Below are 15,193 nucleotides of genomic sequence, written 5' to 3' on the forward strand. Positions count from 1 at the left end.
CTACCTTACCCCGATATACTTGTGCGTCTGGACGCTCAGCCGCCATTGCGGATGGGTCAGGCAGTATTCGATGGCGGCGGCGGTGTTGGCGGCCTGGTCGGGGCCGTCCATGGGCTGGAGCCAGAAGCGCTCAAAATCGAGGCCCTCGAACCGATCCGGCATGGCCAGCGGCTGAGGGAAGACCAGCTTCAGCTCCTGACCCGAGGTCTGGACCACCGGCGCGTCGGCCTTGGGACTGATGCAGATCCAGTCGACGCCATCGGGTGCGGTCAGGGTGCCGTTGCTCTCGATGGCGACCTCGAACCCGCGCGCGTGCAGGGCCTCGATCAGGGGCGCGTCCAACTGCATCAGCGGCTCGCCGCCGGTGCAGACCACCAGTTTCGGATCACCCTCTCGACCCCGCCACATGCCGGCGACATGGTCGGCCATCAGGTCGGCGGTCCTGAACTTGCCGCCCCCGTCGCCGTTCACGCCGACGAAGTCCGTGTCGCAGAAGCTGCAGACGGCGGTGGCGCGGTCCCGCTCCAGCCCGCTCCACAGATTGCAGCCGGCGAAACGCAGGAAGACGGCGGGCCGCCCGGCCTGACCGCCCTCGCCCTGCACCGTCAGAAAGACCTCCTTGGCCGAATAGGTCACGCGCGCGCCGCCCATTCGCCATAGCCCGCCGCGCGCAGCTCGCAGGCCGGGCAGGTTCCGCAGCCGTAACCCCAGTCGTGGCGATGGGTCCGGTCGCCCAGGTAGCAGGTGTGGCTGGCCTCCACGATCATCTCCACCAGAGCCGCTCCGCCGATCCGCTCGGCCAGGGCCCAGGTCTCGGCCTTGGTCAGGAACATCAGCGGCGTCTCGATGGGCGACGGCTTGGCCAGCCCCAGGGTCAGGGCCTGACTCATGGCCTGGATGGTGTCGTTGCGGCAGTCGGGATAGCCTGAGAAGTCCGTCTCGCACATGCCGCCGACCAGGACGTCCAGCCCCCGGCGATCCGCCAGCGCCGCCGCCGCCACCAGAAAGATCAGGTTGCGTCCCGGCACAAAGGTGTTGGGCAGGCCGCGCGCGTCGGCCTCGATGGCGCGATCCGTGGTCATGGCCGTCTCGCCGATGGCGCCGAAGCCGGTCAGATCAACCACGTGATCCGGCCCCAGCCGGTCGGCCCATTGCGGCAGAACGTTCACCATCTGCTCGCGCACGGTCTGACGCGCCGACATCTCGACCGCGTGACGCTGGCCATAGTCGAAGCCCACGGTCTCTACCCGCTCATGCCGCTCCAGCGCCCAGGCCAGGCAGGTGGCGCTGTCCTGCCCGCCCGAAAACAGGACAAGAGCAGAGGTTTCAGAGGCTTGCGGCGTAACGCTCATGACGAACCTGCGGTCGGCCAAGGGCCGCGCGCATCCAGGGAGGAACAGGGAAAAGATCGGATCAGAGCGCTCTATACGCCAGTCGGCGGCGCGCCGCAAAACACGACCACTCATCCCTTTTCGTCAGAGTGAGCAAATTCGGTTCGGCTTTAACGCTTTCGCAAAGCGTTTTCATCAAATGTAAAACCGAAATTGGAGTGCCGGCCGTATGCCGACGATCGAAGTGCTGACCGAGCGCGTAGAGCCGGTGACCGCCACCACCATGGCGGCCGAGGTCTTCGCGCGCTTTGAGCGCGAGCCGGACACCCTGGTCATTCCCGTCGTCGACGGCGAGCGACCGCTCGGCCTGATCGAGCGCAGCGACTTCCTGATGAAGCTGGCGGGGCCTCTGGGCCAGAGCCTGTACGGCGCCCGTGAAGTCGTTCACATCATGGACGAAGAACCGGCCGTGGTTGAAGCGGGCGTCCGCATCGACGCCTTCTCCGACATCATCCTGAAGAGCGGCCCCGGCGCCCTGCTGCGCGGCTTCATTGTCACCCGCAACGGCGCCTATCGCGGCGTCGGCACGGCGGTAGCCCTGCTCCGCGCCGTCAACGACACCCAGCGTCAGCAGAACCGCGACCTCGCCGATCAGGTGCGCGCCCTGAGCGACGTCAAGGTTCAGGCCGCCGCGGCCGCCCGCGCCAAGAGCCAATTCATGGGGCTGATGAGTCAGGAACTACGCACGCCGATGAACGGCGTCCTGGCGGTCGGCGAACTGCTGCTGCGCCAGCCGCTGAACGACGCGGCCCTGGCCCACGTCCAGACCATCATCGATTCCTCCGAAACCCTGCTCGACACCTTGCAGGACGCCCTGGACCTGGCGCGCGCCGAGGCCGGCGAACTGGAGCTTGCGCCCGCGCCCACCCCGCTGCGCGCCGTGATGGACCAGGTCCAGACCCTGTGGACGCCGCGCGCGACCCAGGACGGCGTGACCCTGATGGTCGGTTATGAGGGCGACACCGAACTGGCCGGAGTCCTCGACGGCCCGCGCCTGACCCAGGTCTTCAACACCCTGATCGGCCACGCCCTGAAATTCGCCCGCAACGGCATGGTCGAAGCCAGCCTGAAGGCCGTGGTCATCGGCGATCAGGTCCGCCTGGAGGCCCGCGTCCGCGACGACGGACCCGGCATCGACCCCACCCGTCTGGACCAGCTTTTCGACCACGTCGCCGGACCCGACGGCGGCGGCCTGGGCCTGTCCATTTGCCGCCATGTCGTCGAGCAGATGAACGGTCGGATCTGGGCCGAAAACAATGTCGGACGCGGCGCCACCTTCGCTTTCGATCTGTCGGCCCCGCGCGCCGTCATCCAGCACGATGAACCGTCCAATGTCGCCAGCCTGGACGACCTGGACCTGCAGGCCCGCCCCCACGTCCTGATCGCCGACGACAACGCCACCAACCGCGTCGTGGCCCAGGCCCTGTGCGAGATGTTCGGTTGCACCTCCGAAACCGTCGAGGACGGTCAGGAAGCGCTGGAGGCCGTGCAGGCCCGCCCGTTCGACCTGATCCTGATGGACATCAAGATGCCGCGCCTGGACGGGGTTCAGGCGACCCAGGCCATTCGCGCCCTGCCCGGCGACAGCCGCAACATTCCCATCGTGGCCCTGACCGCCAACGCCGACCCCGACGACGCCAAGCACTATCTCGCCGTCGGCATGGCCGCCGTGGTGGAGAAGCCGATCAAGCCGGAACGTCTGCGCATGGCCATGAACGCGGCTCTCGCGGCCCCGGCCGCGGTCGCCGCCCCGGCGCCTGACACGCGCAAACGCCCCGCCGCCTGACCCGACGTCAGCTTCGACGCGTCACGCCGCCCGACTGGTCGAGGCGGCCTTTGCGCTATGGACAGCCCTCACGGCGCGCGCCACCAAAGGCGGGCGCTGCGGCGATCTGAGCGACCGCAGACGGCCCTTAGCCAAAGGACGTCTTGATGACGGATCAGTTCCTGACCACCCTGCTGCCGCAACTCGCCTCGGGTGCGGCGCACACCCACGCCCTGGGGTTTCAGTATGAGGGGCTCGACGGCGACCGGGTTCGCCTCAGGGTTCCCTATCGCGACGATCTGGTCGGCGATCCCGAGACCGGCGTCCTGGCCGGCGGGCTGGTCACGACCCTGCTGGATCACGTCGGGGGGCTGGCGGTCTGGGTCGGACTGAAGACCTATCAGCCGATCGCCACACTGGACCTCCGCGTCGACTACATGCGCGCCGCCATCCCCGGTCGGGATCTGATCGCCGAGGCGCGCTGCTATCGCCTGACGCGCAGCATCGGCTTCGTCCGCGCCTGGGCCTTCGAGGACGACCCCGCCGATCCCGTCGCCGCCGCCCAATCCGCCTATGTCATCAGCGCCGAGGGCGACCACCGCGCCGGCGCCAACCTGCGCGTCAAGCCCGGCGCCGGAGACGCCGCATGACCGCCCCCCTGCTCGACAGCCTGCCCTACGCCCGCTTCCTCGGCCTGAAGACTCAGCTGAACGGCGACGAACTGACGGTCGTCATGCCCTTCGCCGACCGCCTGATCGGCAACCCCATGCTGCCGGCCCTGCACGGCGGATCGACCGCCGCCCTGCTGGAAATGACGGCCGTAGCCCAGGTCTCGCTCAGCTATCCCCGCCTGCGCTTGCCCCGCCCGATCAATGTCACCGTGGCCTATCTGCGCTCGGGTCGTCCGACGGACGTCTTCGCCCAGGCGCGAATCAACAAGGCCGGCCGACGCGTCGCCCACGTCACCGTCGAAGCCTGGCAGCAAGGCCGTGACCAGCCCATCGCCGCCCTGACCGCCCACTTCCTGCTCGACGGAGACGACGATTCAACCTGAGAGAGTTCGTATACACTCAAGGTTGAATGTAACCCTTGGTAAATAAACCTCTATCAAACACCCTTAATACGCGTTAAGAAATGACGGTATTTCTTTATTGAGGGGTAAAGTCATGGACCGCACTGAAGTGATCGCTGGCGTCGCCGGCGAACTGTACGCCACCGAAAAAGCGGTGGATGACGCCATCACCCACGCCACCACCCTGGTTCAGGCCATGATCGGCGCTCGCGCCGCTCTGTCGCTTTCGCCGGTGTCCGCCGCTGGTTCGCAAGCGAAGGCCGTCGAAGCCATCGTGGCGCTCAGCACCGCCCGCGACGCCGTGGTGGCCTGCCATGCCGAACTGCAAAAGGATCACCGTCGCCTCGGCTACGGCACCTACGCCGTTGGTCCGGTCAACAAGCCGGAAGAGTGGGACGACCGTCCGATGACGCGCAAGAACGACCACCTGCGCGTCGCGTGAAATTCCCGTAACCTTGGGGATCGGCTCTCCGGTTCCTAGCGACTTTGTATTATGTTCGCCCCCATTGTCATCATGACGGTGGGGGCGCTTCATGTTTGAGACGTGGCCAGCTTTGGTCGGCGCCGCCTTTGTGGTGGCGGTTGGTCTGTTCGCCTTCATCAAGGGAGGACAGCCCGAGAAGATCGGCGCCGGCACCTTTCTCTTTGGCTGGTTCGCCTCACTCATGGTCCAGAGCAACGCTGGCCTGTTCGGTGTTCAATGGGCCATGTTCGCCATCGACGTGGCCATGCTGCTGGTCTTCATCGCCATGGTCTGGAAGGCGCCGCGATCCTGGCCGGTCTGGGCCTGCGCGCTTCAACTGCTGGTCGTCACCAGCCACGTCATGGTCATGCTGAACCTGCGCACGCCGATCTCGGCCTTCTATACCGTGGTCAACATGACCGGCTATGGCATCATGCTGGCGATCGCCATTGGCACCTTCTGGGCCTGGCAGGAGCGCCGCGCCATCGGGGCCGACGCCGACTAGGTGGATATTCCTATCGCCTTGCGATAGGCTTCAGGGGCCATGCCCCTCTCCCACGCCAAGCTCTGGAAGGCCCTGGACGCCCTGGCCCGTCGCGAAGGCACGTCTCCATCGGGTCTGGCGCGCCGCGCGGGCCTGGACGCCACCAGCTTCAATCCCTCCAAGCGCTTCGGCCCCGGCGAGCCGCCGCGTCCGCGCTGGCCCTCGACCGAAAGCCTGACCCGCGTGCTGGAGGCGACCGGAATCTCCCTCGGCGCCTTCGCCGCCCTGGCCGACGATGCACCCGCTGAAGACCGCTCCATCCCCCTGCTGGGCCTGGCCCGCGCGGGGGCCGACGGCTTCTTCGACGACGCCGGCCTGCCTCTGGCCGAGGGCTGGGACCAGACCGACCTGCCGACCCGCAAGGACAGCCTGATCAGCCTCACCATCGACGGCGATTCCATGACGCCCCTCTATCGCCCGGGCGACCGGGTGATCGTGGACCTGGAAGCGTCTGACGTGCGGCGCGGCGACCGCGTGGCGGTGCGCACCGCCTCGGGCGAGACCCTGGCCAAGGAGATCGCGGCCATGAACGCGCGCGAGGTCACCCTGACCTCGATCAACCCCGCCTATCCGCCCCGCGCCCTGCCCCGTCGCGACATTCTGTGGATGGCCCGCATCCTCTGGGTCAGCCAGTAGCCGCTGCGCTCAAGCAAGCCGCTAGCCGGTAGCGCACCAAGAAAGCCGCTCAAGCAGGCCGAACGGCCGATAGCGCACAAAAAAGAAAAGAGCCGCCCCATCGGGACGGCTCTCTCCATTCAGACTGTCAGTCGCCTAGTTCGGCGCGACGTGGTGGGCGTTCACCCAGCCGCCGCCGGCGATCTGAACCCACTCGCCTTGCGAACCGACAGCCGTGAAGGGCTGGCCGGCCGACAGGCTGCCGGTTTGGCGATAGTTGGTGCCCGGACCCGTGCGGATGCGCAGGTTCGAGGTGGCGCGGTACGAGTTGGCGGCCGCCTGATTGGCCGAACGCGCGCGCTGCTGGTTGCAGCCGATATAGGAACCGGCGGCGGCGCCGGCGCCCGCGCCGACCACGGCGCCGAGGGCGCGCTCGTTCTTGGACACCTGGCTGCCGGCCAGGCCGCCCAGCACGGCGCCGATGGCGGCGCCGGCGCGCTGACGGCCGCCCGGCGCGTCACAGTTGGTGACGCCATTGGCTTGCGGCATGGCGCTGGCGGTCATCGGCACGGCGGCCGAACCCAGAGCGGCGAACATAGCGGTGGCGGCCAGACCCGCCTTGAAGAACTTCGACATGTCTCTCTCCTGTCATCGAGTGTCGTGGGGAGACAATGCCCCGGCGAAGCTGAAGGCTCCCCCCGTCGCGCCGTTATTTTCGGTTCATCTTTATGAGGGACCTACCGCACATTCCTGTAGGCCTACCGCCCTTCGGGCTACTTGAGGCCCATTCACCCCGTCATCCCGGAAACGGCGCAGCCGTTATCCGGGACCGCAGGAAGCGCCGCCCTCAGCGTCTTGGGCGGTCCCGGCTCTCCGCCCTCGCTGCGCGAGCGCTACGGCCGGGATGACGCTGCTTAGGCGGCCAGTTCGCCGTTCGCGCCCGCTTCGATCAGGGCGATGGTCTGGGGCAGACCATAGATGGCCGCGAACGACCCGAAGCGCGGCCCCTGCGAGGCGCCCAGCAGCACCTCGTAGAGCGCCTGGAACCAGGCCCGCAGCGGCTCGAACTCATGCGCCTTGCCCACGGCGTAGACCTCGCCCTGGATGACCTCACCGTCGGTCGTGTCGGCCGGCAGGGCCTTCAGACGCTCCGCCAGGTCCAGCAGCGCCGCCTTCTCCTTGTCGTCGGGCAGACGATAGGTCTTCGAGGGCTTCACGAAGTCCTCGTAGTAGTTCAGCGCATAGCCCATCAGCCGGTCCAGCACGGGCTCGCTCGTCGGCGTGGCGTCCGGCAGGTATTTGGCGAAATAGGCCCACAACTGGTCCTTGCTGGAGGCGTTGGCCACCCCCACCAGGTTCAGCAGCAGGGCGAAGGACACCGGCGAGGCGCTCTCAGGCGGCTGGCCCGAGTGGATGTGCCAGACCGCGTTGTCGATCTGCTTGGCCGGTTCCTGCGTCTTGTACTGCTCGATGAAGGACAGATAGTCGTCCGTCGCGCGCGGGATGACGTTGAAGTGCAGGCTCTTGGCCGACTTCGGCGACTGGAACATGTACCAGCTCAAGCTCTCGGGCGTGCCGTAGCGCAGCCACTCGTCCATCGTCAGGCCGTTGCCCTTCGACTTGGAGATCTTCTTGCCTTCGACGTCGAGGAAGAGCTCGTAGTTGAAGCCTTCCGGCGCCGTGCCGCCCAGGGCGCGACAGATCTTGCCGCTCTCGCGCACGCTCTCGATCAGGTCCTTGCCCGACATCTCGTAGTCGACGTCCAGCGCGGTCCAGCGCATGGCCCAGTCGGGCTTCCACTGCAGCTTCACATGGCCGCCGGTGACGGGAACCTCGGTGCGCCCGCCCGCAGGGTCGTCAAACACGATGGTGCCGCGCTCGACGTTGCGCTCCAGCGTCGGCACCTGCAGCACATGGCCGGTGATCGGGCTGATCGGCAGGAAGGGCGAATAGGTGGCGCGGCGCTCTTCGCCCAGGGTCGGCAGCATGATGCCCATGACCTTGTCGAAGCGTTCCAACAGGGTCAGCAGGGTCGCGTCGAACCGGCCCGACCGATAGGTCTCGGTCGAGGACATGAACTCGTAGTCGAAGCCGAAGCTGTCGAGGAAGGCGCGCAGACGGGCGTTGTTGTGCGCGCCAAAGCTGTCATGCGTGCCGAACGGGTCGCGCACCTTGGTCAGCGGCAGGTGCAGGTCCTCGCGCAGCATCTCCGGGTTGGGCACGCCTTCCGGCACCTTGCGCAGGCCGTCCATGTCGTCGCTGAAGGCGATCAGACGCGTGCGCCAGTGGTCGCCGGTCAGGGCGCGGAACGCGTTACGCACCATGGTCGTGCGGGCGACTTCGCCAAAGGTGCCCATGTGCGGCAGGCCCGACGGACCGTAACCCGTCTCCAGGATCACCGGCCGGTTCAGGGCCTCGAAGGTCGCCAGAGCCTCGTCCGTCTTGCCCGCGTCGATCAGCAGTTTCGCCGCATCGCGCTCCGCATCCGAAAGCCGTTTTTTGAGCACGTGGGCCAGCAGGTTGCGCGCTTGCTCAAACGGCCACGAACGGGCCTCACGGGACAGGGTTTCAAGGTTCTGAAGCATCCACGGGCTTTGCAGCCTTGAACGCCCGCGGTCAACCGCAGCGGGCGGATCAGAGCCTTGCCGCGGCGTTCCGTGGCAACTGCATCTGGTTCTCGAAACTCATGGCCAGGTCGCCGTCCTGATTGGTCACCCAGGTCTTGGTGCGGACCACGCCGCGATCGGGCTGGCTCTTGGAAGGGCGGATTTCCATAATCTCGCGGCGGACGGTCAGGGTGTCGCCCGGCCGCACAGGCCGCACCCACCACAGGGCGTCGACGTTCATGCCCAGCAGCGGCGTCTGCCCGAAATAGGCCTCGTCCACGAACTGGCGCATCACACGCGAGCAGACGTGCCAGCCGCTGGCGATCAGACCGCCGAAGCGTCCCGCCTCGGCCGCCGCCTTGTCCACGTGCATGGGCTGAGGGTCGAACTGCTGCGCGAAGGCGATGATTTCGGCCTCGGTGATGGTGAAGGGCTCGCCCGTCCAGCTCTCGCCAACGCTCAGGTCGTCCAGATAGCGATCAGCCATGTCGTCTTCCTCATGCGAACTGCAGGTCAGATAGTCGCTTCGTGCGGCGGGGCCAACCGCCGTGCGCCTTGACCCGGCGGCGCGGGCATGGCCTTTGCCCGTCCTCATGCTGACATCCGATTTCGACTTCGACCTGCCCGATGACTGCATCGCGCTGCGCCCCGCCGAGCCGCGCGATTCCGCGCGCCTGCTGCTGGTCAAGGACGGCGCGCTGGACGACCGGATCGTCCGCGACCTGCCAGACTTCCTGCAACCGGGCGACGCCCTGGTGTTCAATGATACGCGGGTGATCCCGGCCCGCCTCTCGGGCGTGCGCCAGCGGATCGGACCGGAAGGCGAGACCCTGACCGTCGAGGTCGAGGCCACCTTGCACCACCGCGACGCCCCCGATGTCTGGTCCGCCTTCATGAAGCCGGGCAAGCGGCTGAAAGCCGGAGACCGGGTGCGCTTCGGGCGCGAGGCCGACGGCGCCTGCGAACTGGGCCGCCTCGACGCCACCGTCGAGGCCAAGGACGAAGACGGCCTGATCACCCTGCGCTTCGACCTGACCGGGCCGGCGCTGGACGACGCCATCCGCGACGTCGGAGTCATGCCCCTGCCCCCCTATATCGCGGCCAAGCGGCCCGAGGACGACCGCGACCTGAAGGACTATCAGACGGTCTTTGCGACCTACGACGGCTCCGTTGCCGCGCCCACGGCGGGACTGCACTTCACCCCCACCCTGCTGGAGGCCCTAACCGCGCGCGGCGTCAGCACCCACGCCGTGACCCTGCACGTCGGCGCCGGCACCTTCCTGCCGGTCAAGGCCGACGACACCGCCGACCACAAGATGCACTCCGAGTGGGGCGAGGTCTCGCCCGAGACCGCCGCCGCCCTGAACGCCGTCCGCGCCGCCGGCGGCCGCATCGTCTGCGTCGGCACCACCTCGCTTCGCCTGCTGGAAAGCGCCACGACCGAGGACGGGGTGGTCCAGCCCTTCCACGGCGACACGGCTATCTTCATCACGCCCGGCTACCGCTTCCGCGCCTGCGACGTGCTGATGACCAACTTCCACCTGCCGAAATCGACCCTCTTCATGCTGGTCAGCGCCTTCGCCGGGCTGGAGACCATGCGCGCCGCCTACGCCCACGCCATCGACAGCGGCTATCGTTTCTATTCCTATGGCGACGGGAGCCTGCTGTTCAGGAAGGACGCATGACCGAAGACCTGCCCGACGATTTCGCCGCCTCTCTGGACATCCTCGCCTCGGCGGCGAGCGAGATGCAGGACCCGTGGTGGATCTTCGGCGGGGCGGCCATGGTGCTGTGGGGGCTGCAGGACTGGCGCGCGCCCGACATCGACATCCTGTGCAGTCCGCGTGACGCGCGTCGTCTGATCGAGGCCCTGCACGGCCAGGTCACGCCCGATCCCGGCGAGGGCCTGTTCCGTTCGCAGGTCTTCGGCCAGATCCTGACCACGCCGGTTCCGCTGGACGTCATGGCCAACATGGACGTCCGCGCGGGCGGCGACTGGGTTCCGGTGACCTTCTCGACCCGCGTGCCGATCGCGCTGGAGGACTTCACCGTCTTCACGCCCTCGATCACCGAGCAGATCGAGACCTGCCGCCTGTTCGGCCGGCCCAAGGACCTGCAACGCGCCGAAATGCTGGAAAGCCTGCGTTAGCCCTAGTTCGCTCGTCATCCCGGAAATGGCGAAGCCATTATCCGGGACCGCCCAAGACGCGACGCCTGCCGCGATCCCGGCTCAAGGCCGGGATGACGATGTCGGGGGTGACAGGGCGGACCCCCATATGCTTGAGAGCCACAAGCCAGCCGCATGGGCGTGGCTAAAGCCTGGGTCCCCGCCTCCGCGGGGATGAGCGGAGTTAACTGTTGCCCTTCCCGTTTGAAATTTCCGCCACCGAAGGCCGCGCCCGCACCGGGGTGCTGAAGACCACGCGGGGCGACATCCGCACCCCAGCCTTCATGCCCGTCGGCACCGCCGCCACAGTCAAGGCGATGACGGTGGATCAGGTCAAGCAGACCGGCGCGGACATCCTTCTGGGCAACACCTATCACCTGATGCTGCGCCCCGGCCCGGAGCGGATGGAGCGCCTCGGCGGGCTGCACAACTTCATGCGTTGGGACAAGCCGATCCTGACCGACTCGGGCGGCTTCCAGGTCATGAGCCTGTCGGGCATTTCCAAGCTGACCGAGGAGGCCGTGACCTTCTCCAGCCACATCGACGGGTCGAAACACGTCCTGACGCCGGAACGCTCGATCCAGATTCAGGCCGACCGCCTGGGCTCCGACATCGTCATGCAGTTGGATGAATGCGTCGCCTGGCCCGCCGAGGAAAAGCGCGCCCGTCAGGGCATGGAGCTGTCGGCCCGCTGGGCGCAGCGCTCCAAGAACGCCTTCGGCGCCCGCGACACACAGGCCCTGTTCGGCATCCAGCAGGGCTCGACCTATGAGAACCTGCGCCGCGAATCCTCCGAACGCCTGCAAGAGATCGGCTTCGACGGCTACGCCATCGGCGGTCTGGCCGTCGGCGAGGGCCATGAGGCCATGTGCGAGGTTCTGGACTTCGCCCCCGAGTTCCTGCCCAAGGACCGCCCCCGCTATCTGATGGGCGTCGGCAAGCCGATTGATCTGGTCGAGGCGGTCTGGCGCGGCGTCGACATGTTCGACTGCGTCCTGCCCACCCGCGCCGGGCGCCACGGTCAGGCCTGGACCTGGGACGGGCCGATCAACATCAAGAACGCCCGCTTCGCCGAAGATCAGGACCCGCTGGACATGGGCGTGCCCTGCCCGGCCTCGCAAGACTATTCAAAGGCTTACCTGCATCACCTGATCCGCGCCGATGAAATCCTCGGCAAGATCCTGCTGAGCTGGCACAACATCGCCTTCTTCCAGGCCCTGACCGCCGCCATGCGCGAGGCCATCAGCGAAGGCCGCTTCGAGCAGTTCCGGCGCGACTTCCGCGCCCGTCACCTGAAGACCTAGTTGCGCGTCTGACCACGGGTCGGGCGCGGCACGAACCCCGCCGGGGCCGCCGGCGGGGCGCAGTTGCGCTGCATCCCCACGCCCTTCAGGAAGGACCGGCGGCGCAGACCCGCCTGGATGGCCGACTGCACATGCTTGCTGTGCGCCTCGGCGCCGCTCAGGCGGCGCACCCAGCTGCGGGCGGGAATGAAGTCAGTCACGGCCCCGCGCACGGCGTCCAGCGTGGCCCCCGCCGCCGCATCCGCCGCCCGCTCGCTCATATAGGAGCCGTCCTGCGACGGCGGCGCGTCCGTGTCCGGCCCCAGGGCCTCGTCCAGACGTGCGATCTCGGCGGCGATGGTGCGGCAGTGATTCAGGTTGCGCAGGTCATAGGGATTGCTCTCGGCCTGCAGCAGGATCGTCGGGATCATCTGGCGACGCAGATTCAGGTCGTCCAGCGGCGCCGTCACCGCATCGCCCAACCCGGCCCCCACCTGTTCGGCCCCGCCGCGCGCCGAGGCGCCAGCGTTGCAGCCAGCCAGGATCAAGGACGCGGCGACGACGGAAAGAGCAAGAGAACGCATGCCCCCTTAGATCACGAGCCCGCCGCCCAAGCCAAGCCGTATGCTTGTACGCCACGACCGGGAGGTTAGGCTCCAGTCATGAGCATCAACGACAATGCGGGCTTCGCCCTGACCCCCATGGATTTCATCATCGCCGTCGCGGTTCTGGCCGTCTTCGCGATTCTGGCCTGGCAGATCAGCGGCTTGCTTCACCGGCGCGGCGTCAAACCCCGCCACGTCACCTTGCTGGACAAAAAGCTAACGCGTCTCGAGGACAGCCTGCGCGACAAACATCAGGACGAGCATAAGCCCTAGGCGGCGATTTTCCATTTGGAGAGAAGGGAGATGGTACGCCCCCTCGGGCTCGAACCGAGGACCCTCTGATTAAAAGTTTGGCAAGCGCCCTCCCCGTTAGCTTGTCTCAGTTTGTTCTAGCTTAAGAAGCTATTTAAAATCAGATAGTTGAGCCGTTGTAAATTTGACGTTCTTTGTCCATGCTGCCCGCAACTTGCTAGCATTGTGCTAGCTTTTGGGTGCGAGGGACCGGAATGGTGAAGCTAACCAAGACCTACATCGATGAGGTGAAACCGCCCGAGAAGGGCTTTGCCATGCACTGGGATGACAAGGTCGCGGGCTACGGCTTGCGGGTCACTGCCGGGGGCGTGCGGAGCTTCATCGCCCAGGGGCGCGTGCGCGGTAAATCGGTCATCGTGACGATCGGCCGATACGGGCTGTACCCCGAGGACAAAGCCCGGAAACGGGCCCAGAGCATCCTGCAGGGGATGCGAGAGGGCATCGACCCTCGGGACGTCAAGAAGGCCGACGAGGCGATGAGCGTGACGCTGGGGGAGGTATGCGAGGCCTATGTCTCCCGGCCAGGCAGGCTAAAGGCGAGCACGAGGACCGAGTACAAGCGGCACGTAGACAAGGTGTTCGCGGCCTGGAAGGACAAGCCCATCGTCCAGATCACCGAGGACGACGTGCGCAAGCGCCACCGGGCGCTTGTGGAGGGTGGACTGGATGGGAAGAAAGCCGCTCCTGCCAGCGCCAACGCCGCGATGGTCACGTTGCGCATTCTGCTCAACTTCGCAGGTCGCCAGTACCGGCGCGGCGACGGAACGCCGCTGATCCAGCGGAACCCGGTCGAGGTGCTCAAGGATCATTGGGCGCCTCTTGGGTCGCGTACCGACCGCTACATCGACCGTCGGAGGATCGGAGAGGTCTGGAACGCGCTGAATAATGCCCGGTCCGACGCCAAAGACCACCACGCCCTAGCCAGCATCGACTTGACCCTGTTCCTGCTGCTGACGGGGGCGCGTCGGGATGAAGGAGCCACCCTCACGTGGGATCGCGTCAATATCGACGATGACGACCCCTCAAACTGCTGGTGGCATCTGGACGAGCGTAAGCGGGGCGACCCTTTATGGCTTCCGCTGTCGTCGCAGGCCGTAGCGGTGCTGAAGGGGCGACCACGGTTGAAGGACAACCCTTACGTCTTCCCGTCCTGGAGCAAGACGGGCCACGTGACCGAGGCGCGTGCGCCGATGGAACTGGTCAGCGCGGTGGCGGGCAAGCATCTGAGCCTGCACGACCTCCGCCGCACCTTCACGAACATCGCCATGCGCGAGTGCCTGATCGAGAAGTTCAGGACTGATCTCCTTACCGGCCACAAACCTGCGCAGGAGGACGTCACCGCCCGCAATTATCTCGACCTCGCCCGCCTCGAATGGCTCCAGCCCGAGGTGCAGAAGATCGGTGACTGGATCGAGGCTCAGGCGAGGGTTGCCGCCATGAAGGCAGCGGGAGCCAACGTCGTCCCGAGCCGCGCGTAGTTGACTAACCCGCTAAAAGATTTGTGAGCGGCCCCAAGAATGGCTGAACGATCTGCATGTGGTTTGCGGCAGTCTCAATGAACTTGCTGTAGGCCGACACAAACCCCGATTTGCCCTGCTGGGCTTCCATATCCTCCACTGCTGCTAGCAGCGGCTCACGAGCAGTCGGGTCGCTCACCTCTGCGCAGATGCGCGCCTTCAGATCACCGAACAAATTTCCGTGCACCACGGTGTTCGTGCTGTTGTCCGTCGAATGCTGATTGATGCGCGCGTTGTCGCCATAGAAATTGTTGGTCACGTTCTGTGCTGTCCTACTCTCTTCATTCGTAAAGCTCATTCCATCGCCCGTCACGCCAGCGGCTTCCATCGCGAGAGCCCAATCAAGCGCCCTGTTGCGAACACCGTTGACCACAGCTCTGAACTTGCCTTGGTCCACTGACAGACCGACCTTGTCGACGCCATTGAGGTTCTGGACCATCGACCGCTCTAGCCATTCCGGGTAGCTCAGTATGATCTGGCCTGTGCTAGCGGCGCTGGATTCAGCTTCCGAAATGCTGGCGTAGAACAAGTTGAAGGATGCAATCTTGTTCATTTGCTCATCTGGGCCAAGAGCTAGCAATCGCCATCCGTGAAACACACTATGAGCCAACGGGACGCCGCCAATCGCCCTGTATTCGGGTAGAGGCGCATCGTTGGGGTATCCATTCAACTCGTGCTGAACCCACTCTTCAAGTTGCGGAAGCCTTAGCTTGGAGGCTGCGATCTTGATCCGACGCAACAGCTGAGAGACGGGGACGCTATCGTCGCTCGCGTCCCTTTGTATTTCTTCGATTAGTCCCGACACGTGAGGCGTCCTGATTCGATGGCGCTATGAACGAGTGTGACGTGACCC

At 66.2% G+C, this 15,193-nt stretch carries 18 protein-coding genes; 11 read left to right on the forward strand and 7 right to left on the reverse strand.

What is annotated here, in order from left to right; all coding sequences use genetic code 11:
* Complete coding sequence (queE, locus tag ACR9FL_RS11380) at positions 1-636, reverse strand: 7-carboxy-7-deazaguanine synthase (protein ID WP_436358148.1); 636 nt, start codon at positions 634-636, stop codon at positions 1-3.
* Positions 633-1,352, reverse strand: a complete 720-nt coding sequence (queC, locus tag ACR9FL_RS11385) for a 7-cyano-7-deazaguanine synthase QueC (protein WP_436358149.1) — start codon at positions 1,350-1,352, stop codon at positions 633-635. The genes queE and queC overlap by 4 nt, the downstream gene beginning before the upstream one ends.
* Positions 1,353-1,560: 208 nt before the next feature.
* Between queC and ACR9FL_RS11390 the strand changes: the two genes are divergently transcribed.
* The 6 genes from ACR9FL_RS11390 (at position 1,561) to ACR9FL_RS11415 (ending at position 5,871) form a co-directional block, all read left to right on the forward strand.
* Positions 1,561-3,177 (forward strand): response regulator, encoded by a 1,617-nt coding sequence (locus tag ACR9FL_RS11390; RefSeq protein ID WP_436355659.1) that lies wholly within the window; start codon positions 1,561-1,563, stop codon positions 3,175-3,177.
* Positions 3,178-3,323: 146 nt separating this feature from the next.
* The gene (locus ACR9FL_RS11395) at positions 3,324-3,806 is read left to right on the forward strand and encodes a PaaI family thioesterase (protein WP_296174293.1); all 483 of its coding nucleotides are present in this window, start codon (positions 3,324-3,326) and stop codon (positions 3,804-3,806) included.
* Entirely contained in the window at positions 3,803-4,210 is a 408-nt protein-coding gene (locus tag ACR9FL_RS11400) for a PaaI family thioesterase (protein WP_436355660.1), read from the forward strand. Before ACR9FL_RS11395 ends, ACR9FL_RS11400 begins: the two co-directional genes overlap by 4 nt.
* A gap of 112 nt (positions 4,211-4,322) precedes the next feature.
* Positions 4,323-4,670 carry a hypothetical protein gene (locus ACR9FL_RS11405; RefSeq protein WP_436355661.1) on the forward strand — a complete coding sequence of 116 codons (348 nt, stop codon included), beginning with the start codon at positions 4,323-4,325 and terminating at the stop codon, positions 4,668-4,670.
* Between the two features lie 91 nt (positions 4,671-4,761).
* A complete protein-coding gene (locus ACR9FL_RS11410) occupies positions 4,762-5,196 on the forward strand; it encodes a hypothetical protein (RefSeq protein WP_436355662.1) in 435 nt (144 codons plus the stop codon).
* Between the two features lie 39 nt (positions 5,197-5,235).
* The gene (locus tag ACR9FL_RS11415; protein ID WP_296174283.1) at positions 5,236-5,871 is read left to right on the forward strand and encodes a S24 family peptidase; all 636 of its coding nucleotides are present in this window, start codon (positions 5,236-5,238) and stop codon (positions 5,869-5,871) included.
* A gap of 135 nt (positions 5,872-6,006) precedes the next feature.
* Here ACR9FL_RS11415 and ACR9FL_RS11420 read toward each other — a convergent pair whose 3' ends face one another.
* From ACR9FL_RS11420 to ACR9FL_RS11430, 3 genes are all read right to left on the reverse strand, one after another.
* Positions 6,007-6,486: an SH3 domain-containing protein gene (locus ACR9FL_RS11420; RefSeq protein ID WP_292082416.1), complete on the reverse strand. Its 480-nt coding sequence runs from the start codon at positions 6,484-6,486 to the stop codon at positions 6,007-6,009.
* Positions 6,487-6,764: 278 nt separating this feature from the next.
* Positions 6,765-8,435, reverse strand: coding sequence for a lysine--tRNA ligase (locus ACR9FL_RS11425; RefSeq protein WP_436355663.1), 1,671 nt, complete (start codon positions 8,433-8,435; stop codon positions 6,765-6,767).
* 49 nt (positions 8,436-8,484) lie between these two features.
* Complete coding sequence (locus ACR9FL_RS11430; RefSeq protein ID WP_436355664.1) at positions 8,485-9,051, reverse strand: MaoC family dehydratase; 567 nt, start codon at positions 9,049-9,051, stop codon at positions 8,485-8,487.
* Here ACR9FL_RS11430 and queA point away from each other — a divergent pair.
* The 3 genes from queA (at position 9,050) to tgt (ending at position 11,927) form a co-directional block, all read left to right on the forward strand.
* Entirely contained in the window at positions 9,050-10,141 is a 1,092-nt protein-coding gene (gene queA, locus ACR9FL_RS11435) for a tRNA preQ1(34) S-adenosylmethionine ribosyltransferase-isomerase QueA (protein ID WP_296174276.1), read from the forward strand. The two genes, ACR9FL_RS11430 and queA, sit on opposite strands and share 2 nt — an antisense overlap.
* On the forward strand, positions 10,138-10,605 hold the full coding sequence (locus ACR9FL_RS11440; RefSeq protein WP_436355665.1) for a hypothetical protein: 468 nt from the start codon (positions 10,138-10,140) through the stop codon (positions 10,603-10,605). Before queA ends, ACR9FL_RS11440 begins: the two co-directional genes overlap by 4 nt.
* 206 nt (positions 10,606-10,811) lie before the next feature.
* A complete protein-coding gene (tgt, locus tag ACR9FL_RS11445; RefSeq protein WP_436358150.1) occupies positions 10,812-11,927 on the forward strand; it encodes a tRNA guanosine(34) transglycosylase Tgt in 1,116 nt (371 codons plus the stop codon).
* Here tgt and ACR9FL_RS11450 read toward each other — a convergent pair.
* Complete coding sequence (locus ACR9FL_RS11450; RefSeq protein WP_296174272.1) at positions 11,924-12,490, reverse strand: hypothetical protein; 567 nt, start codon at positions 12,488-12,490, stop codon at positions 11,924-11,926. The genes tgt and ACR9FL_RS11450 overlap by 4 nt on opposite strands.
* A gap of 78 nt (positions 12,491-12,568) precedes the next feature.
* Here ACR9FL_RS11450 and ACR9FL_RS11455 point away from each other — a divergent pair, with 78 nt between their 5' ends.
* Both ACR9FL_RS11455 and ACR9FL_RS11460 read left to right on the forward strand, forming a co-directional pair.
* Complete coding sequence (locus tag ACR9FL_RS11455; RefSeq protein ID WP_436355666.1) at positions 12,569-12,784, forward strand: hypothetical protein; 216 nt, start codon at positions 12,569-12,571, stop codon at positions 12,782-12,784.
* 233 nt (positions 12,785-13,017) lie between these two features.
* Positions 13,018-14,301 (forward strand): tyrosine-type recombinase/integrase, encoded by a 1,284-nt coding sequence (locus ACR9FL_RS11460; RefSeq protein WP_436355667.1) that lies wholly within the window; start codon positions 13,018-13,020, stop codon positions 14,299-14,301.
* A gap of 4 nt (positions 14,302-14,305) precedes the next feature.
* Here the strand turns inward: ACR9FL_RS11460 and ACR9FL_RS11465 are convergent, their stop codons facing one another.
* Complete coding sequence (locus tag ACR9FL_RS11465) at positions 14,306-15,145, reverse strand: hypothetical protein (RefSeq protein ID WP_436355668.1); 840 nt, start codon at positions 15,143-15,145, stop codon at positions 14,306-14,308.
* Positions 15,146-15,193: the final 48 nt, after the last annotated feature.

This window comes from Brevundimonas sp. CEF1 (assembly GCF_051353055.1).
GTDB lineage: Bacteria > Pseudomonadota > Alphaproteobacteria > Caulobacterales > Caulobacteraceae > Brevundimonas.

Coding starts and splice junctions, on each gene's coding strand:
- queA (WP_296174276.1), top strand. CDS start 9,050: ATGCTGACATCCGATTTCGACTTCGACCTGCCCGATGACTGCATCGCG.
- ACR9FL_RS11415 (WP_296174283.1), top strand. CDS start 5,236: ATGCCCCTCTCCCACGCCAAGCTCTGGAAGGCCCTGGACGCCCTGGCC.
- ACR9FL_RS11395 (WP_296174293.1), top strand. CDS start 3,324: ATGACGGATCAGTTCCTGACCACCCTGCTGCCGCAACTCGCCTCGGGT.
- ACR9FL_RS11400 (WP_436355660.1), top strand. CDS start 3,803: ATGACCGCCCCCCTGCTCGACAGCCTGCCCTACGCCCGCTTCCTCGGC.
- ACR9FL_RS11405 (WP_436355661.1), top strand. CDS start 4,323: ATGGACCGCACTGAAGTGATCGCTGGCGTCGCCGGCGAACTGTACGCC.
- queC (WP_436358149.1), bottom strand. CDS start 1,352: ATGAGCGTTACGCCGCAAGCCTCTGAAACCTCTGCTCTTGTCCTGTTT.
- ACR9FL_RS11430 (WP_436355664.1), bottom strand. CDS start 9,051: ATGAGGACGGGCAAAGGCCATGCCCGCGCCGCCGGGTCAAGGCGCACG.
- ACR9FL_RS11450 (WP_296174272.1), bottom strand. CDS start 12,490: ATGCGTTCTCTTGCTCTTTCCGTCGTCGCCGCGTCCTTGATCCTGGCT.
- ACR9FL_RS11455 (WP_436355666.1), top strand. CDS start 12,569: ATGAGCATCAACGACAATGCGGGCTTCGCCCTGACCCCCATGGATTTC.
- ACR9FL_RS11440 (WP_436355665.1), top strand. CDS start 10,138: ATGACCGAAGACCTGCCCGACGATTTCGCCGCCTCTCTGGACATCCTC.
- ACR9FL_RS11425 (WP_436355663.1), bottom strand. CDS start 8,435: ATGCTTCAGAACCTTGAAACCCTGTCCCGTGAGGCCCGTTCGTGGCCG.
- ACR9FL_RS11460 (WP_436355667.1), top strand. CDS start 13,018: ATGGTGAAGCTAACCAAGACCTACATCGATGAGGTGAAACCGCCCGAG.
- ACR9FL_RS11390 (WP_436355659.1), top strand. CDS start 1,561: ATGCCGACGATCGAAGTGCTGACCGAGCGCGTAGAGCCGGTGACCGCC.
- ACR9FL_RS11410 (WP_436355662.1), top strand. CDS start 4,762: ATGTTTGAGACGTGGCCAGCTTTGGTCGGCGCCGCCTTTGTGGTGGCG.
- ACR9FL_RS11420 (WP_292082416.1), bottom strand. CDS start 6,486: ATGTCGAAGTTCTTCAAGGCGGGTCTGGCCGCCACCGCTATGTTCGCC.